Annotated in this window: 17 protein-coding genes; 10 read left to right on the plus strand and 7 right to left on the minus strand. The window is 74.9% G+C overall.

Annotated elements, in window-relative coordinates; genetic code table 11:
- Positions 1–46: 46 nt before the first annotated feature.
- Complete coding sequence (locus ACZ7C5_RS05440) at positions 47–808, minus strand: alpha/beta fold hydrolase (RefSeq protein ID WP_401084896.1); 762 nt, start codon at positions 806–808, stop codon at positions 47–49.
- A gap of 212 nt (positions 809–1,020) precedes the next feature.
- On the opposite strand from ACZ7C5_RS05440, the gene ACZ7C5_RS05445 reads away from it, so the two are divergent.
- Both ACZ7C5_RS05445 and ACZ7C5_RS05450 read left to right on the plus strand, forming a co-directional pair.
- Positions 1,021–1,554 (plus strand): SigE family RNA polymerase sigma factor, encoded by a 534-nt coding sequence (locus ACZ7C5_RS05445; RefSeq protein WP_188298979.1) that lies wholly within the window; start codon positions 1,021–1,023, stop codon positions 1,552–1,554.
- Positions 1,551–2,477, plus strand: a complete 927-nt coding sequence (locus tag ACZ7C5_RS05450; protein WP_401084898.1) for a hypothetical protein — start codon at positions 1,551–1,553, stop codon at positions 2,475–2,477. The genes ACZ7C5_RS05445 and ACZ7C5_RS05450 overlap by 4 nt, the downstream gene beginning before the upstream one ends.
- A 269-nt stretch (positions 2,478–2,746) precedes the next feature.
- On the opposite strand, the gene ACZ7C5_RS05455 is transcribed toward ACZ7C5_RS05450, so the two are convergent.
- Complete coding sequence (locus ACZ7C5_RS05455; protein ID WP_401084903.1) at positions 2,747–3,982, minus strand: glycosyltransferase; 1,236 nt, start codon at positions 3,980–3,982, stop codon at positions 2,747–2,749.
- A 232-nt stretch (positions 3,983–4,214) separates the two neighbouring features.
- Here ACZ7C5_RS05455 and ACZ7C5_RS05460 point away from each other — a divergent pair, with 232 nt between their 5' ends.
- Positions 4,215–5,018, plus strand: coding sequence for a DUF4037 domain-containing protein (locus ACZ7C5_RS05460; protein WP_401084906.1), 804 nt, complete (start codon positions 4,215–4,217; stop codon positions 5,016–5,018).
- Between the two features lie 39 nt (positions 5,019–5,057).
- On the opposite strand, the gene ACZ7C5_RS05465 is transcribed toward ACZ7C5_RS05460, so the two are convergent.
- From ACZ7C5_RS05465 to ACZ7C5_RS05480, 4 genes are all read right to left on the minus strand, one after another.
- On the minus strand, positions 5,058–6,842 hold the full coding sequence (locus ACZ7C5_RS05465) for an acyl-CoA dehydrogenase family protein (protein WP_470322033.1): 1,785 nt from the start codon (positions 6,840–6,842) through the stop codon (positions 5,058–5,060).
- Between the two features lie 83 nt (positions 6,843–6,925).
- Complete coding sequence (locus tag ACZ7C5_RS05470; RefSeq protein ID WP_470322034.1) at positions 6,926–7,435, minus strand: hypothetical protein; 510 nt, start codon at positions 7,433–7,435, stop codon at positions 6,926–6,928.
- Positions 7,436–7,755: 320 nt separating this feature from the next.
- Positions 7,756–8,238 carry a YbaK/EbsC family protein gene (locus tag ACZ7C5_RS05475; protein WP_470322035.1) on the minus strand — a complete coding sequence of 161 codons (483 nt, stop codon included), beginning with the start codon at positions 8,236–8,238 and terminating at the stop codon, positions 7,756–7,758.
- The gene (locus tag ACZ7C5_RS05480; RefSeq protein ID WP_401084920.1) at positions 8,235–10,067 is read right to left on the minus strand and encodes a 2-isopropylmalate synthase; all 1,833 of its coding nucleotides are present in this window, start codon (positions 10,065–10,067) and stop codon (positions 8,235–8,237) included. Before ACZ7C5_RS05480 ends, ACZ7C5_RS05475 begins: the two co-directional genes overlap by 4 nt.
- A gap of 191 nt (positions 10,068–10,258) precedes the next feature.
- Between ACZ7C5_RS05480 and ACZ7C5_RS05485 the strand changes: the two genes are divergently transcribed.
- The 7 genes from ACZ7C5_RS05485 to ACZ7C5_RS05515 all read left to right on the plus strand — a co-directional run bounded on the left by ACZ7C5_RS05485 (position 10,259) and on the right by ACZ7C5_RS05515 (position 17,730).
- Positions 10,259–10,942, plus strand: a complete 684-nt coding sequence (locus ACZ7C5_RS05485; protein ID WP_401084922.1) for a FadR/GntR family transcriptional regulator — start codon at positions 10,259–10,261, stop codon at positions 10,940–10,942.
- A gap of 477 nt (positions 10,943–11,419) precedes the next feature.
- A complete protein-coding gene (locus ACZ7C5_RS05490; protein WP_470322036.1) occupies positions 11,420–14,374 on the plus strand; it encodes a sensor histidine kinase in 2,955 nt (984 codons plus the stop codon).
- On the plus strand, positions 14,371–14,835 hold the full coding sequence (locus tag ACZ7C5_RS05495; RefSeq protein WP_470322037.1) for a roadblock/LC7 domain-containing protein: 465 nt from the start codon (positions 14,371–14,373) through the stop codon (positions 14,833–14,835). Before ACZ7C5_RS05490 ends, ACZ7C5_RS05495 begins: the two co-directional genes overlap by 4 nt.
- Before the next feature lie 5 nt (positions 14,836–14,840).
- Positions 14,841–15,371: a DUF742 domain-containing protein gene (locus ACZ7C5_RS05500; protein ID WP_470322038.1), complete on the plus strand. Its 531-nt coding sequence runs from the start codon at positions 14,841–14,843 to the stop codon at positions 15,369–15,371.
- A gap of 2 nt (positions 15,372–15,373) precedes the next feature.
- Positions 15,374–15,973 carry a GTP-binding protein gene (locus ACZ7C5_RS05505; protein WP_401084933.1) on the plus strand — a complete coding sequence of 200 codons (600 nt, stop codon included), beginning with the start codon at positions 15,374–15,376 and terminating at the stop codon, positions 15,971–15,973.
- 83 nt (positions 15,974–16,056) lie between these two features.
- Positions 16,057–17,190, plus strand: a complete 1,134-nt coding sequence (locus ACZ7C5_RS05510; RefSeq protein ID WP_470322039.1) for an FAD-dependent monooxygenase — start codon at positions 16,057–16,059, stop codon at positions 17,188–17,190.
- Positions 17,191–17,325: 135 nt separating this feature from the next.
- The gene (locus ACZ7C5_RS05515; protein WP_401084939.1) at positions 17,326–17,730 is read left to right on the plus strand and encodes a hypothetical protein; all 405 of its coding nucleotides are present in this window, start codon (positions 17,326–17,328) and stop codon (positions 17,728–17,730) included.
- On the opposite strand, the gene ACZ7C5_RS05520 is transcribed toward ACZ7C5_RS05515, so the two are convergent.
- Positions 17,678–18,478 carry a serine hydrolase gene (locus ACZ7C5_RS05520; protein ID WP_401084942.1) on the minus strand — a complete coding sequence of 267 codons (801 nt, stop codon included), beginning with the start codon at positions 18,476–18,478 and terminating at the stop codon, positions 17,678–17,680. The two genes, ACZ7C5_RS05515 and ACZ7C5_RS05520, sit on opposite strands and share 53 nt — an antisense overlap.
- Positions 18,479–18,557: the final 79 nt, after the last annotated feature.

Here is an 18,557-nt window from a genome sequence, read left to right on the forward strand (position 1 = left end):
CCGCCCACCGCAACGGTCGTCGGACCGGTCGTCGGACCGCCGGGCGCTACCGCGCGGCCGGGACGGCTTCGCGCAGGAAGGCGAGCAGCAGTTCGGTGGTCTCGGCCGGGCGCTCCAGGCTGGGGAGGTGGCCGGCCCAGGGGAGCTCCCGGTGACGGGCGTCGGGGAGGAGGCCGGGGAGGGCGGCGGCGATCTCGCGGAAGTCCGGGAAGTCGTGGGCGCCGGACACGGCCAGGGTGGGGGCGGTGATCCGGCCGAGGTCGACGTCCTCGCGGTCGGGGCCGACCGTGGCCTCCAGCTGGACGTCGAAGGCGTGCCGCTGCATCCGGCGGACCCTCGCCCGGGTCTCCTCGTCGGCCTCCGGGCCGAGCCAGGACCCGACGTTCAGCTCGACGGCCGCGTCGATCTCCCCGGCCTCGATCAGCTCGTCCTCGCGCCCGCCGAAGGCGCGCAGGGTGTCGCTGGGCCGGTGCCCCGGCATGCCCGCCCCGAGCAGGGCCAGCGCGGTGACCGCCTCGGGGCGCAGCGCCGCCGCCGTGAGCGCGATCCGGCCGCCGTGGGAGGCGCCGACCAGGGCGGCGGCCTGGATGCCCAGGTGGTCGAGCAGCGCGAGGACGTCCCGGGTGTCGCTGTACGGGACGTCGGAGAGCGGCGTGTCGCCGAAGCCGTGGAAGTCGCAGCGGACCACCCGGTACCCGGCGTCGATCAGCGGCTGCCACTGGGCGTCCCACATCCGCCGGTCGCACACCGAGGAGTGCAGCAGTACGACGGCGGGCCCGCTGCCTGCCACGTCATGAGAAATGATCACCGGCGGATGGTAGTGCCCCGGCTGCCGTTCCCCAAACGGTTTCCGGCGGGCCCGCACCGCCGGCCCTCCGCCCCACCGACCCTCGGCGCCCCGCCCGCCCGTACCTCCCTGATGAAGGCCCCGTCCGGATGAGCCCCGCCCGGAGGCGGGCTCGGCGGCACCGGTAAGCGTTTCCGGCCGCCCCGGGCTCTGGACGGGTGAAGGAGGTGCTCATGGGAGAAGCGAAGAGTGTTCGGGACGAAGGGTTCCAGGCGTTCATCGTCGCGGTCTGGCCGCGCCTGGTGCGGACGGCGTACCTGCTGGCCGGCGAGCAGTACGCGGCCGAGGACCTGGTGCAGTCGGCCGCGGAGAAGGCCTGCGCGGCCTGGTCGAAGGTGCGCAGGGCCGACGATCCGTACGCCTACGTGCGACGGATCCTGGTCAACCAGCACGCGCGCCGCTGGCGCCGCCGGCCGCCGGAGCTGCTGGTGGACGCGGTGCCGGACGCGGCCCGGGTGGAGGACGGCTTCGCCCGCTCCGACCAGCGCGGGGCCCTGCTGGCCGCGCTGGCCACCCTGCCGCCGCGGCAGCGCGAGGCGGTGGTGCTGCGGCACTGGGAGGACCTGAGCGACAGCCAGACGGCGGCGGCCATGGGGTGCTCGGTGGGCGCGGTGCGCAGCCACGCCGCGAAGGGCATCGCGCGGCTGCGGCAGGTTTCGGCGCTGGTGGAGCTCAAGGACACGACACACATCGGAGGAGCGGCATGAGGAACGGTACGGACCCGGACGGCGTGGGGGCGGACATGGCGGACGGCAAGGACGTGTGGGTGGGGCTCGGCCTGGCCGAGGCCGCGGCGGGCGCGCGGATCGGCCAGGCGCCGGTGGCGGACATCGTGGCGGGCGGCCGGAGGCTGCGGCAGCGCCGCCGCACCGTGGTCGGCACGCTGGCGCTGGCCTCGGTGATGGCCCTGAGCGTCGGGGCGGTGGCGCAGCTGCGCCCGGACCGGGCGCCCGCCCGGGAGATCGGTCCGGCGGGTGTCGGCGCCGTGCTCCAGCCGGCGGCGAGCGCCACCCCGACCGCCTCCGCCGTGCGCGACCCGTTCGTCCCCGTACGGGTGCTGCTGGGGCAGGGCAGCACCCCGGACGGCAAGCAGTGGCAGCTGTGGGAGGCCCTGTGGCCGGTGGCCCCGAAGGAGCGGGCGTTCGAACAGGCGACGGCGGTGTGGGAGGAGCGCAGCAAGTACGACTCGGCGGTGCCCAAGCCGACGGAGGAGTTCGTCCAGCGGTACTGGCAGCCGGACTCCGATGTCACCAACGTCTACTTCACGGTGGACGGGGTGCGGCTGAGCCACGACTCCGAGGGCTCCCAGGCGGCCCCCGGCAAGCTCGACCCGCGCAACCGGACCACCTTCGGCGGGGGCCTGGTCGGCCACCGGGGCAAGGGCGACACCGTGGCCCCGCTCGACGTGGTGCTGATCTCCCTCGGCCCGGACGTCGGCCGGGTGCTGGTGACCTGGGCGGACGGCTCCACCACCGAGCCGCCGTTCGTCACCGTGGCCGACTCCCCCATCCGCGAGATGGTGGTGGCCCGCCCGGGCACCCTGCGGGCGACGTCCTGGCAGTTCTTCGACAAGGACGGCAGGAAGCTCCCGGACGCCGGCGCCAAGTACCTGACCGAACCGGTCTCCTGACGAGCCGGTTCCGGTCCCGGCCCGGCGGCGTCCTCCGGCGCGTCGCGCTCGCCCCCTGGGCGCCGCTGGCGGTCATGGCGGTCTGCACCGCCGTCCCCGGCCCGCCGGAGGGCACCGCGGCCCCCTTCACCTTCGGCCTGGCCTGGCCTGGTCGACGCATCTCGCCCTGCGGCGTGCCCGGGGTGTGGTGGTCGGTCAGGAGGCCGTTTCCGCCGGCGGTTGACGGAGTGGGAAGTCGGCCCGGCCGACTTCCCACTCCTCGCCGTTCCTCAGCCCAGCAGCAGTTCCGCGGCCCGCTCCGCACCGTCCGTGCGAATCCCGGCCGCGAGGGCGGCGGCGCGCTCGCGGGTCCTGGGGGTGAGCGCCAGGTGCAGGGCGATGGCGAGGGAGCCGGCGGTCGGGGTCCGGCCACTGCTGTGGGCGACGCCGATGCCCAGCTCCGCGACCCGTGAGGCCCAGTACGGCTGGTCCACCATCTGCGGGACCAGCACCTGGGGCGTGCCGGCCCTGGCGGCCGTGGTGGTGGTGCCCGCGCCGCCGTGGTGGACGACGGCGGCGACCTGCGGGAACAGTGCCTGCTGGTTGACCTCGTCGACCGCGAAGCAGTCCGCGGCCCCGTCCACCTCGGCCAGCCGGGCCCAGCCGCGGCCGAGCAGCACCCGGCGGCCCTGCGCGCGGACCGCCTCGACGGCGGCCCGGGCGGTGTCCGGGGCGTCGCGCAGCGGCATGCTGCCGAATCCGACGTACACCGGCGCCTCGCCGGCCGCCAGGAAGGCCGACAGGCCGGCGGGCAACGGGCGTTCGTCCGGCAGGATCCACGCGCCGGTCTGCACCACCTCGGGCCAGGCCACGCCCGCACCGCCCTCGGCCCCGCCCGGGCCCGGCCACGGGTCGAGCAGCGGGTCGGTGGCCAGCCAGGGCCGGCCGGTGAGGACGTGGTCCCGCACGTTGTCGGGCTCCGACAGCCCGACCGCCGCCCGGTGGGTGTTGACCGCGGCCCCGAACAGGGCGTTCATCGTCCCGATGTTCAGCTCCCACAACTCCCGGAGGTCGGTCACCTCCGCCGGGTACGGCAGCATCGGGTACTCGAACGGCCGGTGGTGCGGGGAGGGCAGCATGGTCGGCTGGAGGGCGACGCACACGAAGCGGGCACCCAGTTGCTCGGCCGCCGCCTGGGCGCCGGCCACCGCGGGGAACAGGCCGGTGGCCACCACCGCGCCGCCCGGTCCGGCCGCCCCGAGCACCGCCGCGTGGAACTGCCCGACCAGCGCGGCGGCCCGCTCGGGCAGGTCCGAGGGCGCCGGGGGCGGGCCGCTGACCAGCGCGCGCACCGACTGCCCGACGGGCACCAGGTCCACCCCGGCCTCGGCCAGTCGCGTCGAGAACTCCTCGTCCGGCGGCGCGCACACCCGCACCTCGGCGCCCAGGTCCTTCAGCCGCAGCGCCAGCGCGGCCATCGGCTCGACGTCCCCGCGCGACCCGTACGTCGACAACACCACTCGCACGTCGTGACTCCCCGTTCCTTCGGCTTGCGTCCTCAAGCCGGTGATTCTGCGGCATCACCGGGGCCTTGTGGCAAGGCCCTCCGTGCGCTATACGTTGAGAGTGGCGAGGAGTGGGTACGCCTCCGCGAGCGCCGGCGCAGCCCCGAACTCCCCCTGACCGCAGGGCCCTTCCGGCCGCCGGTCGGCCGGGAAATCCCCGGCCGTCCCCCGCACCGCCTGCCAGACTCCTCCCATGCGCGCGATCATCGAGGACATGGCCGGTCGACTCGCCCGGGTGCCGGGAGTGGTGGGGGTGATGCTCGGCGGGAGCCGGGCGCGGGGCGAGGAGCGGCCGGAGTCGGACTGGGACCTCGGGGTGTACTACCGGGGCGGCCTCGACCTTGACGGGCTGCGCGCGCTGGCCGGCCCCGGGGTGGAGGTGGCGGGCCCGGGCGGCTGGGGTCCGTGGGTGAACGGCGGGGCGTGGCTGGAGGTCGACGGGGTCGCGGTGGACTGGATCCTGCGGGACCTCGACCGGGTCGGCCGGGTGTGGGCGGACTGCCGCGAGGGCCGCTACGAGGTGGGCGTGCAGGCCGGCCACCCGCTCGGCTTCTGGTCGCCCTGCTACCCCGGCGAGGTCGCCCTCGGGCAGCCCCTGGCCGACCCCACCGGCGAGTTGACGGACCTCAGGCGGCAGACGGCCGCCTATCCGGAGCCGCTGCGCGAGGCCCTCACGGCGGCCGCCTGGGAGGCCGGCTTCCTGCTCGACACCGCGGCCAGGAGTGCCGCCCGCGCCGACGTCCTGCACGTCTCGCTCTGTCTGTCCCGGGCCGTCGGCGTCCTGGTCCAGGCCCTGTACGCCCACCACCGCCGCTGGTGCCTGAACGAGAAGGGGGCCCTCGCCGTCGCCGGCCGGCTCCCGGACGCCCCGGCGGACTTCGGCGACCGCGTCCGCGCCCTGCTGGGGGCGCCCGGCGGTTCGGCGGCCGAGCTGACGGCCACCGTCGCCCGGGCGCGGGAGCTGGCCCGGGAGACGGTGGCCGCGCTGGACGGCTGAGCCGGGGGACGGTGGCCGCGCCGGGGCGCCGGCCCGGCCTCAGCCGGAGTGGACGAACGCCTCCTGGTAGCCGGGCCCGGTGATGGGCCGCCGGGCGTAGAAGGAGTCGGGCAGGGCGAAGGCGTCCACCAGGGCGAGCGCGTGCTCGGACAGTCGTGCGACGGATCGTTCCTGCAATCCGGGCAGCTGGGCCGCCTGGCAGGCCGTCAGCTCTCCGGCGCCGAGCAGCAGCGTCCCGTGCGCGTCGATCCGGCGCAGCGTGAACACCCGGTGCAGGTCGTGCAGGAGCGAGCGGGCGGTGTCCTCCCGGGCGTCCTCGGCCCAGGCGAGCAGGGCCGCGGCCGCGTCGTGTTCGGCGCGCGCGGTGACGGCGGCCAGGGCGTCGGGCGCGGCCGCGTTCCACCGCCGCAGGCCGTCCCCGGCCGGTGCCTCGCGCAGCCGCGCCCGGGCGCGGGCGAGCCGCAGCCGGACGACGGTGCGCAGCAGGCCCTGGCGGACGGCCGGGTCGTCGAGGCCGCCCGTCACCGGCGCGGTGGCGGGCCGGGGGTCCTCCAGCAGGAGTTCGGCCGCCGCCTTGGCCCAGAGCGCGAGGTTGTCGCCCTCGGCGGTGATGGTGCCCTCCACGTCCGACGCGTAGGCGGTGATCCCGTTGACCGTCAGCAGCCCCTGGGCACCGCACCGTTCGCGCGCCTCGGTGACCAGGTCCCGGGCCTGCCAGGTGGTCCAGCCCTTGGCGATGGCGACCTGCCGTTCGGCGGCGGCCGGCTCCTCGGGGGCGGCCGGGTCGTGCCGGGCCCAGCACTCGGCGGCTGCGCGGTGCAGGGCGGTCATCGCGTACGCGGTGGCGAGGCCGTCCAGCAGCGGGCCGTGGTGGGTGCGGTGGGCCCAGACCGGGACGCGCCGGTCGGGGCGGGCCCCGGCGACGTCGCGGTGCTGGGCGTACCGGACGGCGGTGGCCAGCGCGGCCCTGGCCCCGCCGATCGCGGCGGCGCTCATGCACAGCTTGCCGACGGTCACCCGGCCGATCGCGGTGAGGAACCGTTTCCGCTTGCTGCCGACCGCGCTGGTGAACGTGCCGTCGTCGGCGAGCCGGCCGTGGGCGCCGGTGAGCAGCGCCTCGTACGGCAGGCCGACCCGGTCGAAGGAGGTGAGGCAGTGGTCGACCGGACTGCCGGGACGCTCCGGCAGCGGGTCGACGGCGATGCCGGGCAGCGGGCGCCCGTCCCCGCCGGTGAGCGGTACGAGGAACAGGAAGACCCCGTGGTCGCGCCCGTCGACCCGCAGCCGCGCGGCGACCACCGCGGACTTGGGGCCGCCCGCGGGGCCGGTGTTCGGCATGAACTTCCGGGCGGACGGGCCGGGGGTGTGCAGGGTGAAGCCGCGGTCGGTCCGGTCGTAGTCGGCCACGGTCTCCAGGGCGGCGGCGTCGTTGCCGTGGCCGAGTTCGGTGCACAGGAAGGTGCCGGTCCGGTCCATCCGCAGGTAGTCGTCCAGCGGGCGCTTGGGCGACCGGTCGTGGTCGAGCAGGGTGCCGAGGAACAGGTTGTAGTGGATGCCGGCGAGGACGGTGAGACCGCCGTCCACCACGGCGGTCCACTCGTGCAGGGCGGCGAGCAGCAGCGGGTCGCCGGCCAGGGCGGCCGGGTCGGTGTGGGCGTTGAGCTGCCGCAACCGCCGGTAGGACGCGGCGATCCGGTCGGCCACCGGGGCTTCGGGGCGGCTGTGCAGGGCGGGGTCCGCGGTGAGCTCCCGCCAGGGCTCGTGGACGCGTTGACGGTCGGGGCCGAAGAGGAGGCGGGACAGCTCGGCGGTCGTCGGTGTCATGTAACCGATCAAAGGCCGGGCGCCGCAGAGGTTACGGCCCTGTGACCGAGATCACCGCACCCGCGGGCGATTCCGGCGGGCGGTCAGCCCCGGTACCAGGAGGCGACGATCGGGCTGTCGGCGGAGGCCGCCACCACGGCGGCGGCTTCCGCCATCTCCCGCTCCCAGTTCCGCGCCGCCTCGGCCGGCCAGGTGGTCTCCACGCAGCCCGGGCAGCAGATCTCGGCGACGACGTCCTCCAGCCGCCGCTCCGCCGCGGTCGGCTCCGAGAGGCTCCCGGCCCAGAGCGCGACGGCGGCCTCCCCCGGCGTGATCTCCCCGGACGTCAGCCGGGCCGCCGTGTGGTGCAGCCGGCAGCGCCGGGCGAACTCGTCGTCCGGGACCGGCAGGCCGAGCTCCCCCAGTGCCCGGTGCAGCAGCCCCGTCAGCTCGTCCGAGGGCTCCCCCCGGCCCTGCCGCCCCGCCAGTTCGCACAGCGCGGGCGAATCCCCGCCGATGCCCCGCCCCAGCAGTTCGGCGGCGGCCATCGGCAGGTCCTCGGGGAACACCAGGCCGGCGGTGTGCCGCCAGGCCAGGGTGAATGCGGCGTCCATCGCGCCATCCTGCCCCGTCGGCCGGGGATGCCGCCACCGAGTTCACCGCGGGCCCGGTCCGCCGCCTTCGCCGATGCGCCGCCGCCCTGCGGAAAACCGCAGGGCGCGGCGGTACGGAAACCCGCAAGCGGTTCGCCGGAAACCCGCATACCGCGGCTGACCTGCACTTTCTAGCGTGGAAACAGCCGGGGACGAGCCGTCCCCCGACCACTCTGGAGCCCCGCATGCAGCACACGATCCTCGCCGTCGCCCAGCAGCCCGCCGACGGCTTCGCCGGCTGGGCGGCCGACCTGGTGGACACCATGGGCGGCCCCGGTCGGTCAGTCGGCCACCACCGTGGACGGGGTTCCGCCCGTGACGGCGAGGAGTTCCCGGTAGCTCATCGGCACGACGGTGTGCGGGTGTCCGGCGGCGGCCCAGAGCACCTCGTACGCTTCGAGGGCCGTGTCGACGACGGTGCGCAGCGGTGCCGGGTGGCCGGTCGGGGCGACGCCGCCGATGGCCTGGCCGGTGGCCTCGCGGACCTGGGCGGCGGTGGCGCGCTCGATCGGTCCGGTGCCCAGCCGCCCGGCCAGGTGGGCGGTGTCGACCCGGTGGGCGCCGCTGGTCATCACCAGCAGGGGCGCACCGTCGCAGACGAACACCAGGCTGTTGGCGATGGCGCCGACCTCGCAGCCGAGCGCGGCGGCGGCCTCGGCGGCGGTGCGGGCGGAGTCGGGCAGGACGCGGATCTCGCCGGGGACGCCGGCCGCCGCCAGCGCTTCGGCGACGGCCCGGCTGCGGGTGGGGAGGGAGGAGGTCATCGGCCCATCATGCCCTCTGCGCCGAGGAGTTCCGCACCGGCGGTGTCCCTCTCGTCGGCCTGCCGTGCCGAGGCGCGTCCGACGGCGCTCAGCACCGCCCGTACGCCCGCGGTGAGCACCGAGGCGTCCCGTCCGACGCCCCACACCACCCGGCCGCCGGAGCCGTCCTGGCCGCCAGGAGCACCGGAGCCGTTCGGAGTGCCGGAACCGTCAGGACCGCCCACCCTGGCCTCCACGTACGCGACCGCGTCCCGCCCCTGGCCCACCGCGTGCTCGCTGAAGGAGAGGATCTCCACGCCCACCGCGTCGGCGACCGCGTCCAGCGGCCCGGCGCCCCTCCCCCGGCGGCCGTCGACCTCGGCCCAGTCGTCGCCGACCCGCCACCGCCGCCCGGCTCCCGCGTCCAGGTACTCGGCCCGGAACAGCCCGTACAGCTCCTCGGCCGTCACCTCCCGCCCGCTGTCGTCGGTGGCCTCCTGCACCACCCGGGCGAACTCGATCTGGAGGCGCCTGGGCAGCTCCAGCCCCTCGCCGGCGTGCAGCAGGTAGGCGATCCCGCCCTTGCCGGACTGGCTGTTGACCCGGATCACCGCCTCGTAGTCCCGCCCGAGGTCGGCCGGGTCGATCGGCAGGTAGGGCACCGACCAGGGCGCCTCCCGCTCCGGGACGCCCAGTTCGGCGGCGGTCGCGGCGTGCCGGGCGAAGCCCTTGCGGATGGCGTCCTGGTGGGTGCCGGAGAAGGCGGTGTGCACCAGGTCGCCCGCGTACGGGTGCCGCTCGTGGACGGGCAGCCGGTTGCAGTGCTCGACGGTGCGCCGGATCTCGTCGATGTCGGAGAGGTCGAGCATCGGGTCGACGCCCTGCGTGTGCAGGTTGAGCGCCAGGGTCACCAGGTCGACGTTGCCGGTCCGCTCGCCGTTGCCGAACAGGCAGCCCTCGACCCGCTGGGCGCCCGCGAGCACGGCCAGTTCCGCGCAGGCGACGCCGGTGCCGCGGTCGTTGTGCGGGTGGACGGAGAGGATCACCGCCTCGCGCCGTTCCAGGTGGCGGTCCATGTACTCGATCTGGTCGGCGTACACGTTGGGGGTGGCGATCTCGACGGTGGCCGGCAGGTTGTGCACGACGGGCCGCTCCGGGCTCGCGTCCCAGAGCCGGGTCAGGCCGTTGCAGACCTCCAGGACGTAGTCCGGCTCGGTCAGGTTGAACACCTCGGGCGAGAACTGGAACCGCAGGCCGTCGCGGCCCTCCCCGAGCCTGGCCATCAGGGTCGCGGCCTCGGTGATCAGCGCCCGCAGTTCCGCGCGCTCCTTGCCGAGGACGACCTCGCGCCACTGCGGCGCGGTGGCGGTGTAGAGGTGGACGACCACCCGGGGCAGTCCGGCGACGGCCTCGAAGGTGCGCTCGATCAGGTCGGCCCTGGCCGCCGTGAAGACCACCACGGTGACGTCCTCGGGGACGGCCCCCGGGGTGGTGGCCAGTTGGCGGACGAAGTCGAAGTCGGTCCGGCTGGCGGAGGGGTAGCCGACCTCGATCTCCTTGAAGCCCATGGCCAGGAACAGGTCGAACATCCGCTGTTTGCGCGCCGGGTCCATCGGCTCGGCGAGCGCCTGGTTGCCGTCGCGCAGGTCGACGGGCACCCACAGCGGCGCCCGCTCGGTCCGCCGGCCGGGCCAGCGGCGCAGCAGGGCGGGCACGTGCACCCGCTCGTGGGCGGGGCGGTAGCGGTGGGAGGGCATGGTGCCGCCGCGCTGGGGGTTCCAGGCGGGGGCGCCGGCCGGGACGGGACCGGCGGGGGCGTGCAGGTTCGGGAATCGTGCGGACGATGGCATGAACGGTCCTCATCGGCAGGCATCGGCAGGTACCGGAGACCGGCAGGACGGCGCCCCGCAGCGGGGTGCCGGTCAGGTCACGCCCCGCTGCGGCCACCAAGAAGAAGGCCTCCCGGGGGGAGCGTCCACGGCTGCATGCCGGGTAGACTAACCACGACACAAGTCCTCAGACAACCTGACAGGTGAACCCGATGGCCGCGCTCCGCCCCTCCCCCCTCGCCGAACAGGCCGCCGCGCGGCTGGAGGAGCAGATCCGGGCCGGGCAGTGGCCGGTGGGCGGCAGGCTGCCGGGCGAGGTGGCACTGGCCAAGGAGCTGGGTGTGGGCCGCTCGACCGTCCGGGAGGCGCTGCGCACCCTCGCGGCAGCCGGGATGGTGCAGAGCCGCCAGGGCTCCGGGGTGTTCGTCACAGCCGACCGGCCCACCGGGGACTGGGCGTCCCGGCTGCGCCGCGCCGAGCTGGCGCACGTCTACGAGGTGCGGACGGTGGTCGAGGTGCAGGCGGCCCGGCTCGCGGCCGTCCGCCGCACCGAGGCTGACCTCGTCGCGCTCGACGCGGCGCTCGCGGTCCGCCGGGCGGCGGGCGGGGCCGGCGACGCCGCCTTCGTGGACGCGGACATCGCGCTGCACACCGCCGTGGTGGCGGCCGCGCACAACCCTGTCCTGGATGACCTGTTCGCCCAGTTCGCCCCGGTTCTGCGCGAACAACTGGTCGTCCTGGTCGGCCTGTTCGGGCTGCGCGCGGAGGACCCGGACCACGGCTACGGCTCGCACGCCGACCTCGTCCTGGCGCTGCACGACGGCGATCCCGAGGCGGCCGGGCGGGTGCTGGCCGCGGAGCTGGAGGCCACCCGCTCGCGCCTGCTGACCCACTGAGCGACGCCCGACAGGACACCCGACAGGACATCCGACAGGGCACTCTCCAGCACGCCCACCGCCCCGCCGAGTACCTTCCGGCGGGGCGTCACACACTTTTCACACCCCGGCCATTCGCCGGCCGCGCGTTGCATTGACACTGTGTCAAGCAAGTCCGGAACCGCCTGCTCCGCATACGTACAGTCAACGAATGAATGACATTGTGTCCGTCACGTGCGCAAGCACGGATCAGGCGGCGAACGGATTTTCACTTCAATCACACGGTGCGACTAGTATCGCTTCGTCAAAAATCCCGTGCCCGGACGGCCCGCCCCTCACCGGCCGGCCGCCAGCCTCAAGGAGTCAGCTCTGCGCGCGCGTGCGAATCGGCGGCCCCCGACGCCGAAGGGCCCCCGCAGGCGTCCACGCCTGTCCCTGCGGACGGCGCTGCTCGTCCTGGCCGTCGTCCCCAGCATCGCCCTGGTCGCCCTCTGGGCCGTGACCAGTGGTGAGACCATTTCCGACTTCCAGCGACTGGCCGACCAGGCCACCGTCGCGCAGAAGGCCGGTCAGCCCTCCAACATCGTCTACTACAACCTCCAGGAGGAGCGCCGGCTCAGCGCCGAGGCGCTCGCCAGGCCGGGCTCCAACGCCGACCAGCTGCGCCGCCAGCGACAGCTGACCGACGAGGCCGTGCGGCAGTTCCAGTCCCTCTCCTCGGCGGCCGCCGACAACGCCCCGGCCGAGGTCCTCGCCTCCGTCACCGAGGCGCGCCAGGCCCTCGGCAAGCTGGCCGAGCAGCGTTCCGCGGTCGACCGCGCCACCACCGACCAGCAGAGCGTCTTCACCTACTACACCGACCTGATCAGCGTCGACATGCAGCTGTTCACCGCGCTCAGCCGGGTCGACACCGGCGAGGTCACCTGGCTGTCCAAGACCCTGGTCAACGCTTTCTGGGCCAAGGAGATGATCTCCCGCGAGGACGCCATCCTGGCCCGCGGCTGGCCCGGCGGGCGGCTGTCCACCGCCGACTACCAGCAGGTCCAGCAGCTGATCGGCGCGCAGGACCACCTGCTCAACGTCCAGGTCATCCCCTACATCCCGGACGGCGAGGCGCAGGGCTGGCGCGACCTGGTCAACAGCCCGTCCTGGCAGGGCAAGGCCGCCGTCGAGCAGGCCCTGCTCAAGCCCACCGCCGCCGACGCCAACGGCACCGTCAGGCTCCCGGCGACGCAGGACCAGTGGCGCCAGGCCGTCGACGGGCTCAACCCGGCGCTGGTCAAGGTGATCGAGGTACGCACCGACGGCATCATCGAGGTCGCCAAGTCCGCCATCATCGGCATGCTCACCCGCGTCGTGCTGACCACCGCCATCGGCCTGATCACGGTCGTCGCGGTGATCATCGCCTCCTGGCGCCTGAGCCGCTCGCTGCGCCGCCGCATCAAGGACCTGCACACCCAGGCCGAGGAGATGCGGCGCACCCTGCCCGAGGTGGTCGACCGCCTCGGGCGCGGCGAGCAGGTCGACGTCGAGGCCGAGACCCACGCCATCACGGAGGGCTCGCACGGCACCGGCACCGACGAACTGGCCCAGCTCGGCCAGGCCCTCAACCAGGCCCGCTCCTCCGCCCTGGAGGCCGCCGTCGGCCAGGCCGAGCAGCACCGCGGCTTCGAGCGGCTGCTCCAGCGCATCGCCCGCCGCACCCAGCTGCTGATCGGCCGCCAGCTGCGCAAGCTGGACGAGCTGGAGCGCAAGCACGACGACCCGGAGGTCCTGGAGGGCCTCTTCGACCTCGACCACCTCACCGCCCGCCTGCGGCGCTACGAGGAGAACCTGGTCATCATGGCCGGCGGTCAGCCGCAGCGGCGCTGGCGCAAGCCCGTCCCGCTGCTGGACGTGCTGCGTGCCGCCCAGGGCGAGGTGCAGGACTACCGCCGGATCTCGATCGACATCGAGGGCCACCCGTGGCTCTCCGAGCGGGCCGTCGGCCCGGTGGCCCACGTGCTCGCCGAGCTGATGGAGAACGCCACCACCTTCTCCAAGCCGCCCACGCCGGTCGAGGTGCGGGCCGCCATGGTCGGCCGCGGGCTCGCGATCGAGATCGAGGACCGGGGCCTGGGCATGGACCCGGAGCAGTACGACGCGGCCAACGAGCTGATGAGCCGCCCGCCACGCACCGACGTGCTGGCCAGGGCCGACGACATCCGCCTCGGCTTCCACGTGATCTCCCGGCTGGCCTCGCTGCACAGGCTGAAGATCGAGTTCCGCCCGTCCGCCTTCGGCGGCACCCGGGTGGTCGTGCTCGTCCCGGACGAGCTGGTCATCGAGGGCGACACCGGGCTGCCGGACGGCGCCGGCGGCACGGCCACCGAGCCGATCCCGCTGGTGCGCCGCTCGCGCCGGGCGGTGCGCTCGGCCTCCGACGAGACGCCCGCCCCGGTGCCGGCCGGTCCGCCGGTCGCGCCGGTGGAGTCCTTCCCCCAGGGCGACTTCGCCCCGCAGGCGGCTCCGCTGCCGCTGCCCGTGGCGGGTGCCGGGGTGGAGGCCGGGCCTGGGACCACCCTCCAGGACATGCCGCTGCCGGAGGCTCCGTTCCAGCCGCCCGTCATCCAGCCGCTCCCGCTGCCGGTGCCGGTACCGGTGCCCGCGGACGGCCCGGAGGCCTTCCCGGCCGCGCCGTTCGCGGCGCATCAGGAGTTCCCGGCGGCCCAGGCGTTCCCGGGGCAGCCGGAGTTCCAGCCGGAGCCGGCGTTCACGGCGGAACAGGCGTTCGCCGCGGAGCAGCCGCTCCCGGTGGAGCAGCCCTCCCCGGCGTACCCGGCCGAGCCGTCGTACGGCACCGGGCAGCCGTACGGTGCTGAACCGCCGTTCGCCCCGGAGCCGTCGTACGGGTCGGAACACCCCTTCCAGCCGGAGCAGCCGATCGAACACAGCTCCCCGGCCGACCCGGCACCCGCCCAGGGGGCCACGGCCTACCCGGACATCGCCTACGCCAGGGTCACCGAGGCCGAGGCGCCGTACGCCGACGAGCAGTACCGCCCGGCCGACCACTACCGGCTGGCCGAGCGGCGCCGGCGCCGCGAGTACCAGACCTCGGTGCCGTTCAGCCCGGCCGAGAACAGCCAGCCCCCGCTGCCGCAGCGCGTCCGGCAGGCGAGCCTGGCCGCCGAGCTGCGGGTGCCGCCGCCGGCCCAGCCGCAGTGGGTCGAGCGCCCCGCCGAGGAGGCCGCGCAGCCCGCGGGCCCGTTCCAGCGCACCGAGCGGCGCTCGGGTGCGGCGATCGGCGCCTTCCAGCGCCAGTCCCGCGCCGCCCGGGCCCAGGACAGCGGTGAGCACCCGCTGCCCGCGCCCGCCACCCCGCCGGTCCCCTCCCCCGCACCCGAGCCCGCCCCGGCCCCCTGGGCCCTCCCGGCCGCGGACTCCCGAACCACACGAACGGATGAGCAGTCATGAACCGCACGATCGCCACCCACCAGGATCTGGACTGGCTGCTGGACGGACTCGTCGACTCGGTGCCCGGGACCAGGAACGCCGTCCTGCTCTCCGACGACGGACTCGTGGTCAGCCACTCCCGCACCATCGAGCGGGCCGACGCCGAGCGCCTGGCCGCCGTCGCGACCGGCCAGCAGAGCCTGGCCCGCGGCGTCGGCGCGTTGTTCGACGGCGGCCCGGTGCACCAGGTGATCGTCGAGCTGGCCGAGTGCTGGCTGTTCATCATCGCCGCCGCCCAGGGCACCCACCTGGCCGTGGTCGCCTCCCAGGAGGTGGACGCCGAGGTGATGTCCGTCGCGATGCACACCCTGGTGCAGCAGGTCGGCCAGAAGCTCAGCACCCCGGTCCGCCAGGACGGCGCGCCCGCCGCCCCCGCCGCCCCCGGCTCCTTCGACGCCTTCGCCGCCAGGAACCGGGGCTGACGCGGGTGGAACCGTACGGGAACGACGCCTGGGGGGACGGCCGCGACGACGGCCGGCAGGCCGGTCCGCAGTCCGGTCCGCAGTCCGGCTGGGACGACCGCTGGCGGCGCGGCTCGGTGCCGCACTGGAGCGAGCTGGAGGAGGAGGACGCGGAGGACGAGACGGGCAGCATGGTGCGCCCGTACACGATCACCCGCGGCCGAACCGCGCCCGAGCGCGACGACCTCACCCTCATCACCGTGCTCACCACGGTCGAGGAGGAGGCCGAGGCGGCCCTGGCGCGGGGCAACCGCGCCGGTGCCCGCGGCCTCCAGCCCGAACACCGGCTGATCCTCGAACGCTGCCGGCGCCCGGTGGCCGTCGCCGAGGTGTCGGCGGGCCTGGACCTCCCGGTCTCGGTCACCAAGATCCTGCTGGGCGACCTGGTCGCCCAGGGCCTGCTGAAGGCCCGGGCGCCGCTCTCGGTGGCCCGGGCCGCCGGGGGCGTGGACCTCGGCCTGCTCACGGCCGTACGCGAAGGACTCCGGAGACTCTGAACATGGCCACACCCCACTCCGCCATCGGCCCCGCCGCCGCCCCGGTCGCCCCGGCCGCCGTCAAGATCCTCATTGCGGGCGGCTTCGGCGTCGGCAAGACCACCCTGGTCGGCTCGGTCAGCGAGGTCACCCCGCTGCGCACCGAGGAGTACCTGACCCGGGCCAGCGTCGGCGTCGACGACCTGTCCGGCGTCGACCAGAAGACCACCACCACCGTCGCGCTCGACTTCGGCCGGATCACGGTCAGCCCCGAGCTGGTCGTCTACCTGTTCGGCACGCCCGGCCAGGAGCGCTTCTGGTTCATGTGGAACGACCTGGTCAACGGCGCCCTCGGCGGGATCGTCATCGCCGACACCCGCCGGCTGGACACCAGCTTCGCCTCGATCGACTTCTTCGAGAGCCGGGGCATCCCGTTCGTGGTCGCGATCAACTGCTTCCACAACACCAACACCCGCACCCCCGACGAGATCAGGGCCGCACTCGACCTCGACCCGCAGGTGCCGATGCTGCTCGGCGACGTGCGCGAGCGCGCCTTCGGGCGGGACCTGCTGCTGGCCCTGGTCGACCACCTGATGGACCTCGCCGCCGCACCCGTCGGCTGAACCGGCGCCGGCCGGGCCTCCCCGCCCCGGCCGGCCGGCCTTCGCACCTCTGGACTTCTGAACTTCCCTTCGGAGCACACCTCATGACCACACCCCTGCGCGTCCTCGTCCACGGCGGCGGCATCGGCGGCCTCACCCTCGCCACCGCCCTGGCGCGGCGCGGCCACCACGTCGACGTCGCCGAGCTGCGCGAGCAGCCGGAGGCCCTCGGCGTCGGCATCATCCAGCCGTCCAACGCCCTGCACGTGATGCGCGAGATCGGCGTCCTGGACGACTGCCTGGCGGCCGGCTTCGAGTGGGAGGTGCTGACCATCTGCGACCCGGCCGGCGCCACCCTCGCGAAGATCCCGCAGCCCCGGATGGGCGACGCCCCGTCCAACAACGGCATCCCGCGCCCCGCGCTGGCCCGCGTGCTCGCCGACGCCGCCGCCAAGGCGGGCGCCACGGTCCGCTTCGGCACCACGATCGACACCCTGCGCGAGAACGCCGACGACGTCGACATCGCCCTCACCGACGGGCACGGCGCCCGCTACGACCTGGTCGTCGGCTTCGACGGCATCGGGTCGCCGCTGCGCCGCCACCTGTACGGCGAGAAGTACCTCCCCCAGTACACCGGCTTCGCCAACTGGCGCGTCACGCTGCCGCGTTCGCCCGAGGTGATGGGCGTGGTGATGTCCTCGGGCAACCTCAGCGCCAAGGCGCTGCTCACCCCGATCAGCGCGGAGCAGATGTACCTGGGCTCGGTCTTCGCCGAGGCCGAGGGCTTCCGTCCGGACCCGGAGCGCGCCCACGAGCAGCTGCGCGAGCGGCTGGCGGGCTTCGGCGGCCCGATCGCCGAGGCGCTGGCGCGGATCACCGACCCGGACGCGGTGGTCTACTCGCGGATCTCCCAGGTCACCGTCGAGGAGCCCTGGCACGTCGGCCGGATCGTCCTGGCCGGCGACGCCGCCCACGCCTCCACCCCGCACCTGGCGCAGGGCGCCGCGATGGCCGTCGAGGACGCCCTCGTGCTCGCCCTGAGCCTGGACGCGGCCGACACCGTCCCGGCCGCGCTCACCGCCTGGGAGGAGCGCCGCCGCCCGCGCGCCATGTGGGTGCAGGCGCTGTCCCGCGCCGTCCTCAAGCAGGAGACCGGCACCGCGACCACCCCGGAGGAGGACGAGCTCCTCAAGGTCGGCATCCCGGGGGCCGCGCACGTCCTCGTGCAGCCGTACTGACGGCTCCGGCCGTCGCCGTCCCGCCCCGACCGGTCCCGCCGGTCGGGGCGGTCTTGTGCCGCACCGGATCACGGGGCAGGCTGACGGCCGTCCGGTCAGCCGACGCCTGGGGGTACGGTGCCGTCCCTGTTCCGCATGCTCGACCTGCACGAGGCCGTGGAGCGCGAACGGCAGGACGCGCACGGGCGGTTGTTCGTCTCCGACTACAACGGCGGGCACCCGTACGTCGCCGACTACCTGGGCCCGCTCGCCGACACCCCGCCGTACCTGCTCGGCGACGTCACCCGGTACTCCGCGATCGACGAGGACCGCGCGCTGCGGGCCAAGATCGCCCGGCTGCACCGCGAGTACGACGACGCGGAGTACGGGCCCGGCCAGGTGATCCCGGCGGGCGGCTCCAGCAGCCTGCTCGGCACCTTCTGCACCTGGCTGCACCTCAACGGCGTGCGGCGCGTCCAACTCACCGGCCGCGAGGGGTTCGTCCGGATCAACCTGCTGAACGAAGCGGCGCTGGACGGGCTGACGACGCTCGCCCGGTGATCTGGTCGCGCCGGTCCCACACCGCCTTGGAGATCCGGGCGATCAGCCGGGCCGCCGGGTCGGCGCGGTCCGTGCCGTCGGCGAGCGGACCGGTGTAGCAGACGGCGATCAGGTACGGCGGGCAGTCGGCCGACTGGACCAGCCCGACGCTGAGCCGGACTCCGGGGAACCAGCCGTTCTTGAAGGCGATCCGGGTGTCGGCGGGCAGACCGGCGGCCAGGTCCACCCGGAACTCGTTGCGTTCGAGGAGCGCGAGCAGCTCCGGCTCGCCGGCGAGCGAGCGCAGCAGCCGGACCAGGTCGTGGGCACTCACCCGGTTGTGCACGCCCTGGGCACGCGCCGCGTAGTCCTCGATCCCGCGCGGGGTCGCGCTGCGGGTGGCTCCGGCACGGCGCCAGACGTCCGCGACGGCCTGCCGGGTCGTACGGGCCAGGCAGATGTTGGTGGCGAGGTTGGAGGAGTGGGTGATCATCCGCTCGGCGAGCAGCCGGAGGGGGACGTGGGTGCCGAGCAGTTCCCAGGGCAGCGGGTCGCTGTCCCAGTCCGGGTCGTTGCCGAACTCGCCGCCCACGACGGACTCGAAGCGGTTCACCACCGGCACCTCCGCGTCGAGGTTCGCCCCGCCGCGGCAGAGAGCGGCGAGCACCGCGACCTTCATCGTGCTCGCGGCGTCGTGCAGTTCGTCCGGGTCGCGGACGTACACCGGATCGGAGTCACCCACCCAGGGGGCCACCACCACAGAGAGCATGGGGGAAGGGTAGGGGAGACCGGGTCCGGAACTCGACGGTTGCGGAGTACGACACGAGCGCTCGTCCGCCTCCGCCGGG

It is taken from the genome of Kitasatospora sp. NPDC036993 (assembly GCF_055607525.1).

Bases quoted from the DNA above. Each gene is read 5' to 3' on its own strand.
- ACZ7C5_RS05515 (WP_401084939.1), top strand. From the start codon at position 17,326: ATGCTCGACCTGCACGAGGCCGTGGAGCGCGAACGGCAGGACGCGCAC.
- ACZ7C5_RS05485 (WP_401084922.1), top strand. From the start codon at position 10,259: ATGGCCGCGCTCCGCCCCTCCCCCCTCGCCGAACAGGCCGCCGCGCGG.
- ACZ7C5_RS05520 (WP_401084942.1), bottom strand. From the start codon at position 18,478: ATGCTCTCTGTGGTGGTGGCCCCCTGGGTGGGTGACTCCGATCCGGTG.
- ACZ7C5_RS05445 (WP_188298979.1), top strand. From the start codon at position 1,021: ATGGGAGAAGCGAAGAGTGTTCGGGACGAAGGGTTCCAGGCGTTCATC.
- ACZ7C5_RS05465 (WP_470322033.1), bottom strand. From the start codon at position 6,842: ATGACACCGACGACCGCCGAGCTGTCCCGCCTCCTCTTCGGCCCCGAC.
- ACZ7C5_RS05470 (WP_470322034.1), bottom strand. From the start codon at position 7,435: ATGGACGCCGCATTCACCCTGGCCTGGCGGCACACCGCCGGCCTGGTG.
- ACZ7C5_RS05460 (WP_401084906.1), top strand. From the start codon at position 4,215: ATGCGCGCGATCATCGAGGACATGGCCGGTCGACTCGCCCGGGTGCCG.
- ACZ7C5_RS05480 (WP_401084920.1), bottom strand. From the start codon at position 10,067: ATGCCATCGTCCGCACGATTCCCGAACCTGCACGCCCCCGCCGGTCCC.
- ACZ7C5_RS05450 (WP_401084898.1), top strand. From the start codon at position 1,551: ATGAGGAACGGTACGGACCCGGACGGCGTGGGGGCGGACATGGCGGAC.
- ACZ7C5_RS05510 (WP_470322039.1), top strand. From the start codon at position 16,057: ATGACCACACCCCTGCGCGTCCTCGTCCACGGCGGCGGCATCGGCGGC.
- ACZ7C5_RS05495 (WP_470322037.1), top strand. From the start codon at position 14,371: ATGAACCGCACGATCGCCACCCACCAGGATCTGGACTGGCTGCTGGAC.
- ACZ7C5_RS05475 (WP_470322035.1), bottom strand. From the start codon at position 8,238: ATGACCTCCTCCCTCCCCACCCGCAGCCGGGCCGTCGCCGAAGCGCTG.
- ACZ7C5_RS05505 (WP_401084933.1), top strand. From the start codon at position 15,374: ATGGCCACACCCCACTCCGCCATCGGCCCCGCCGCCGCCCCGGTCGCC.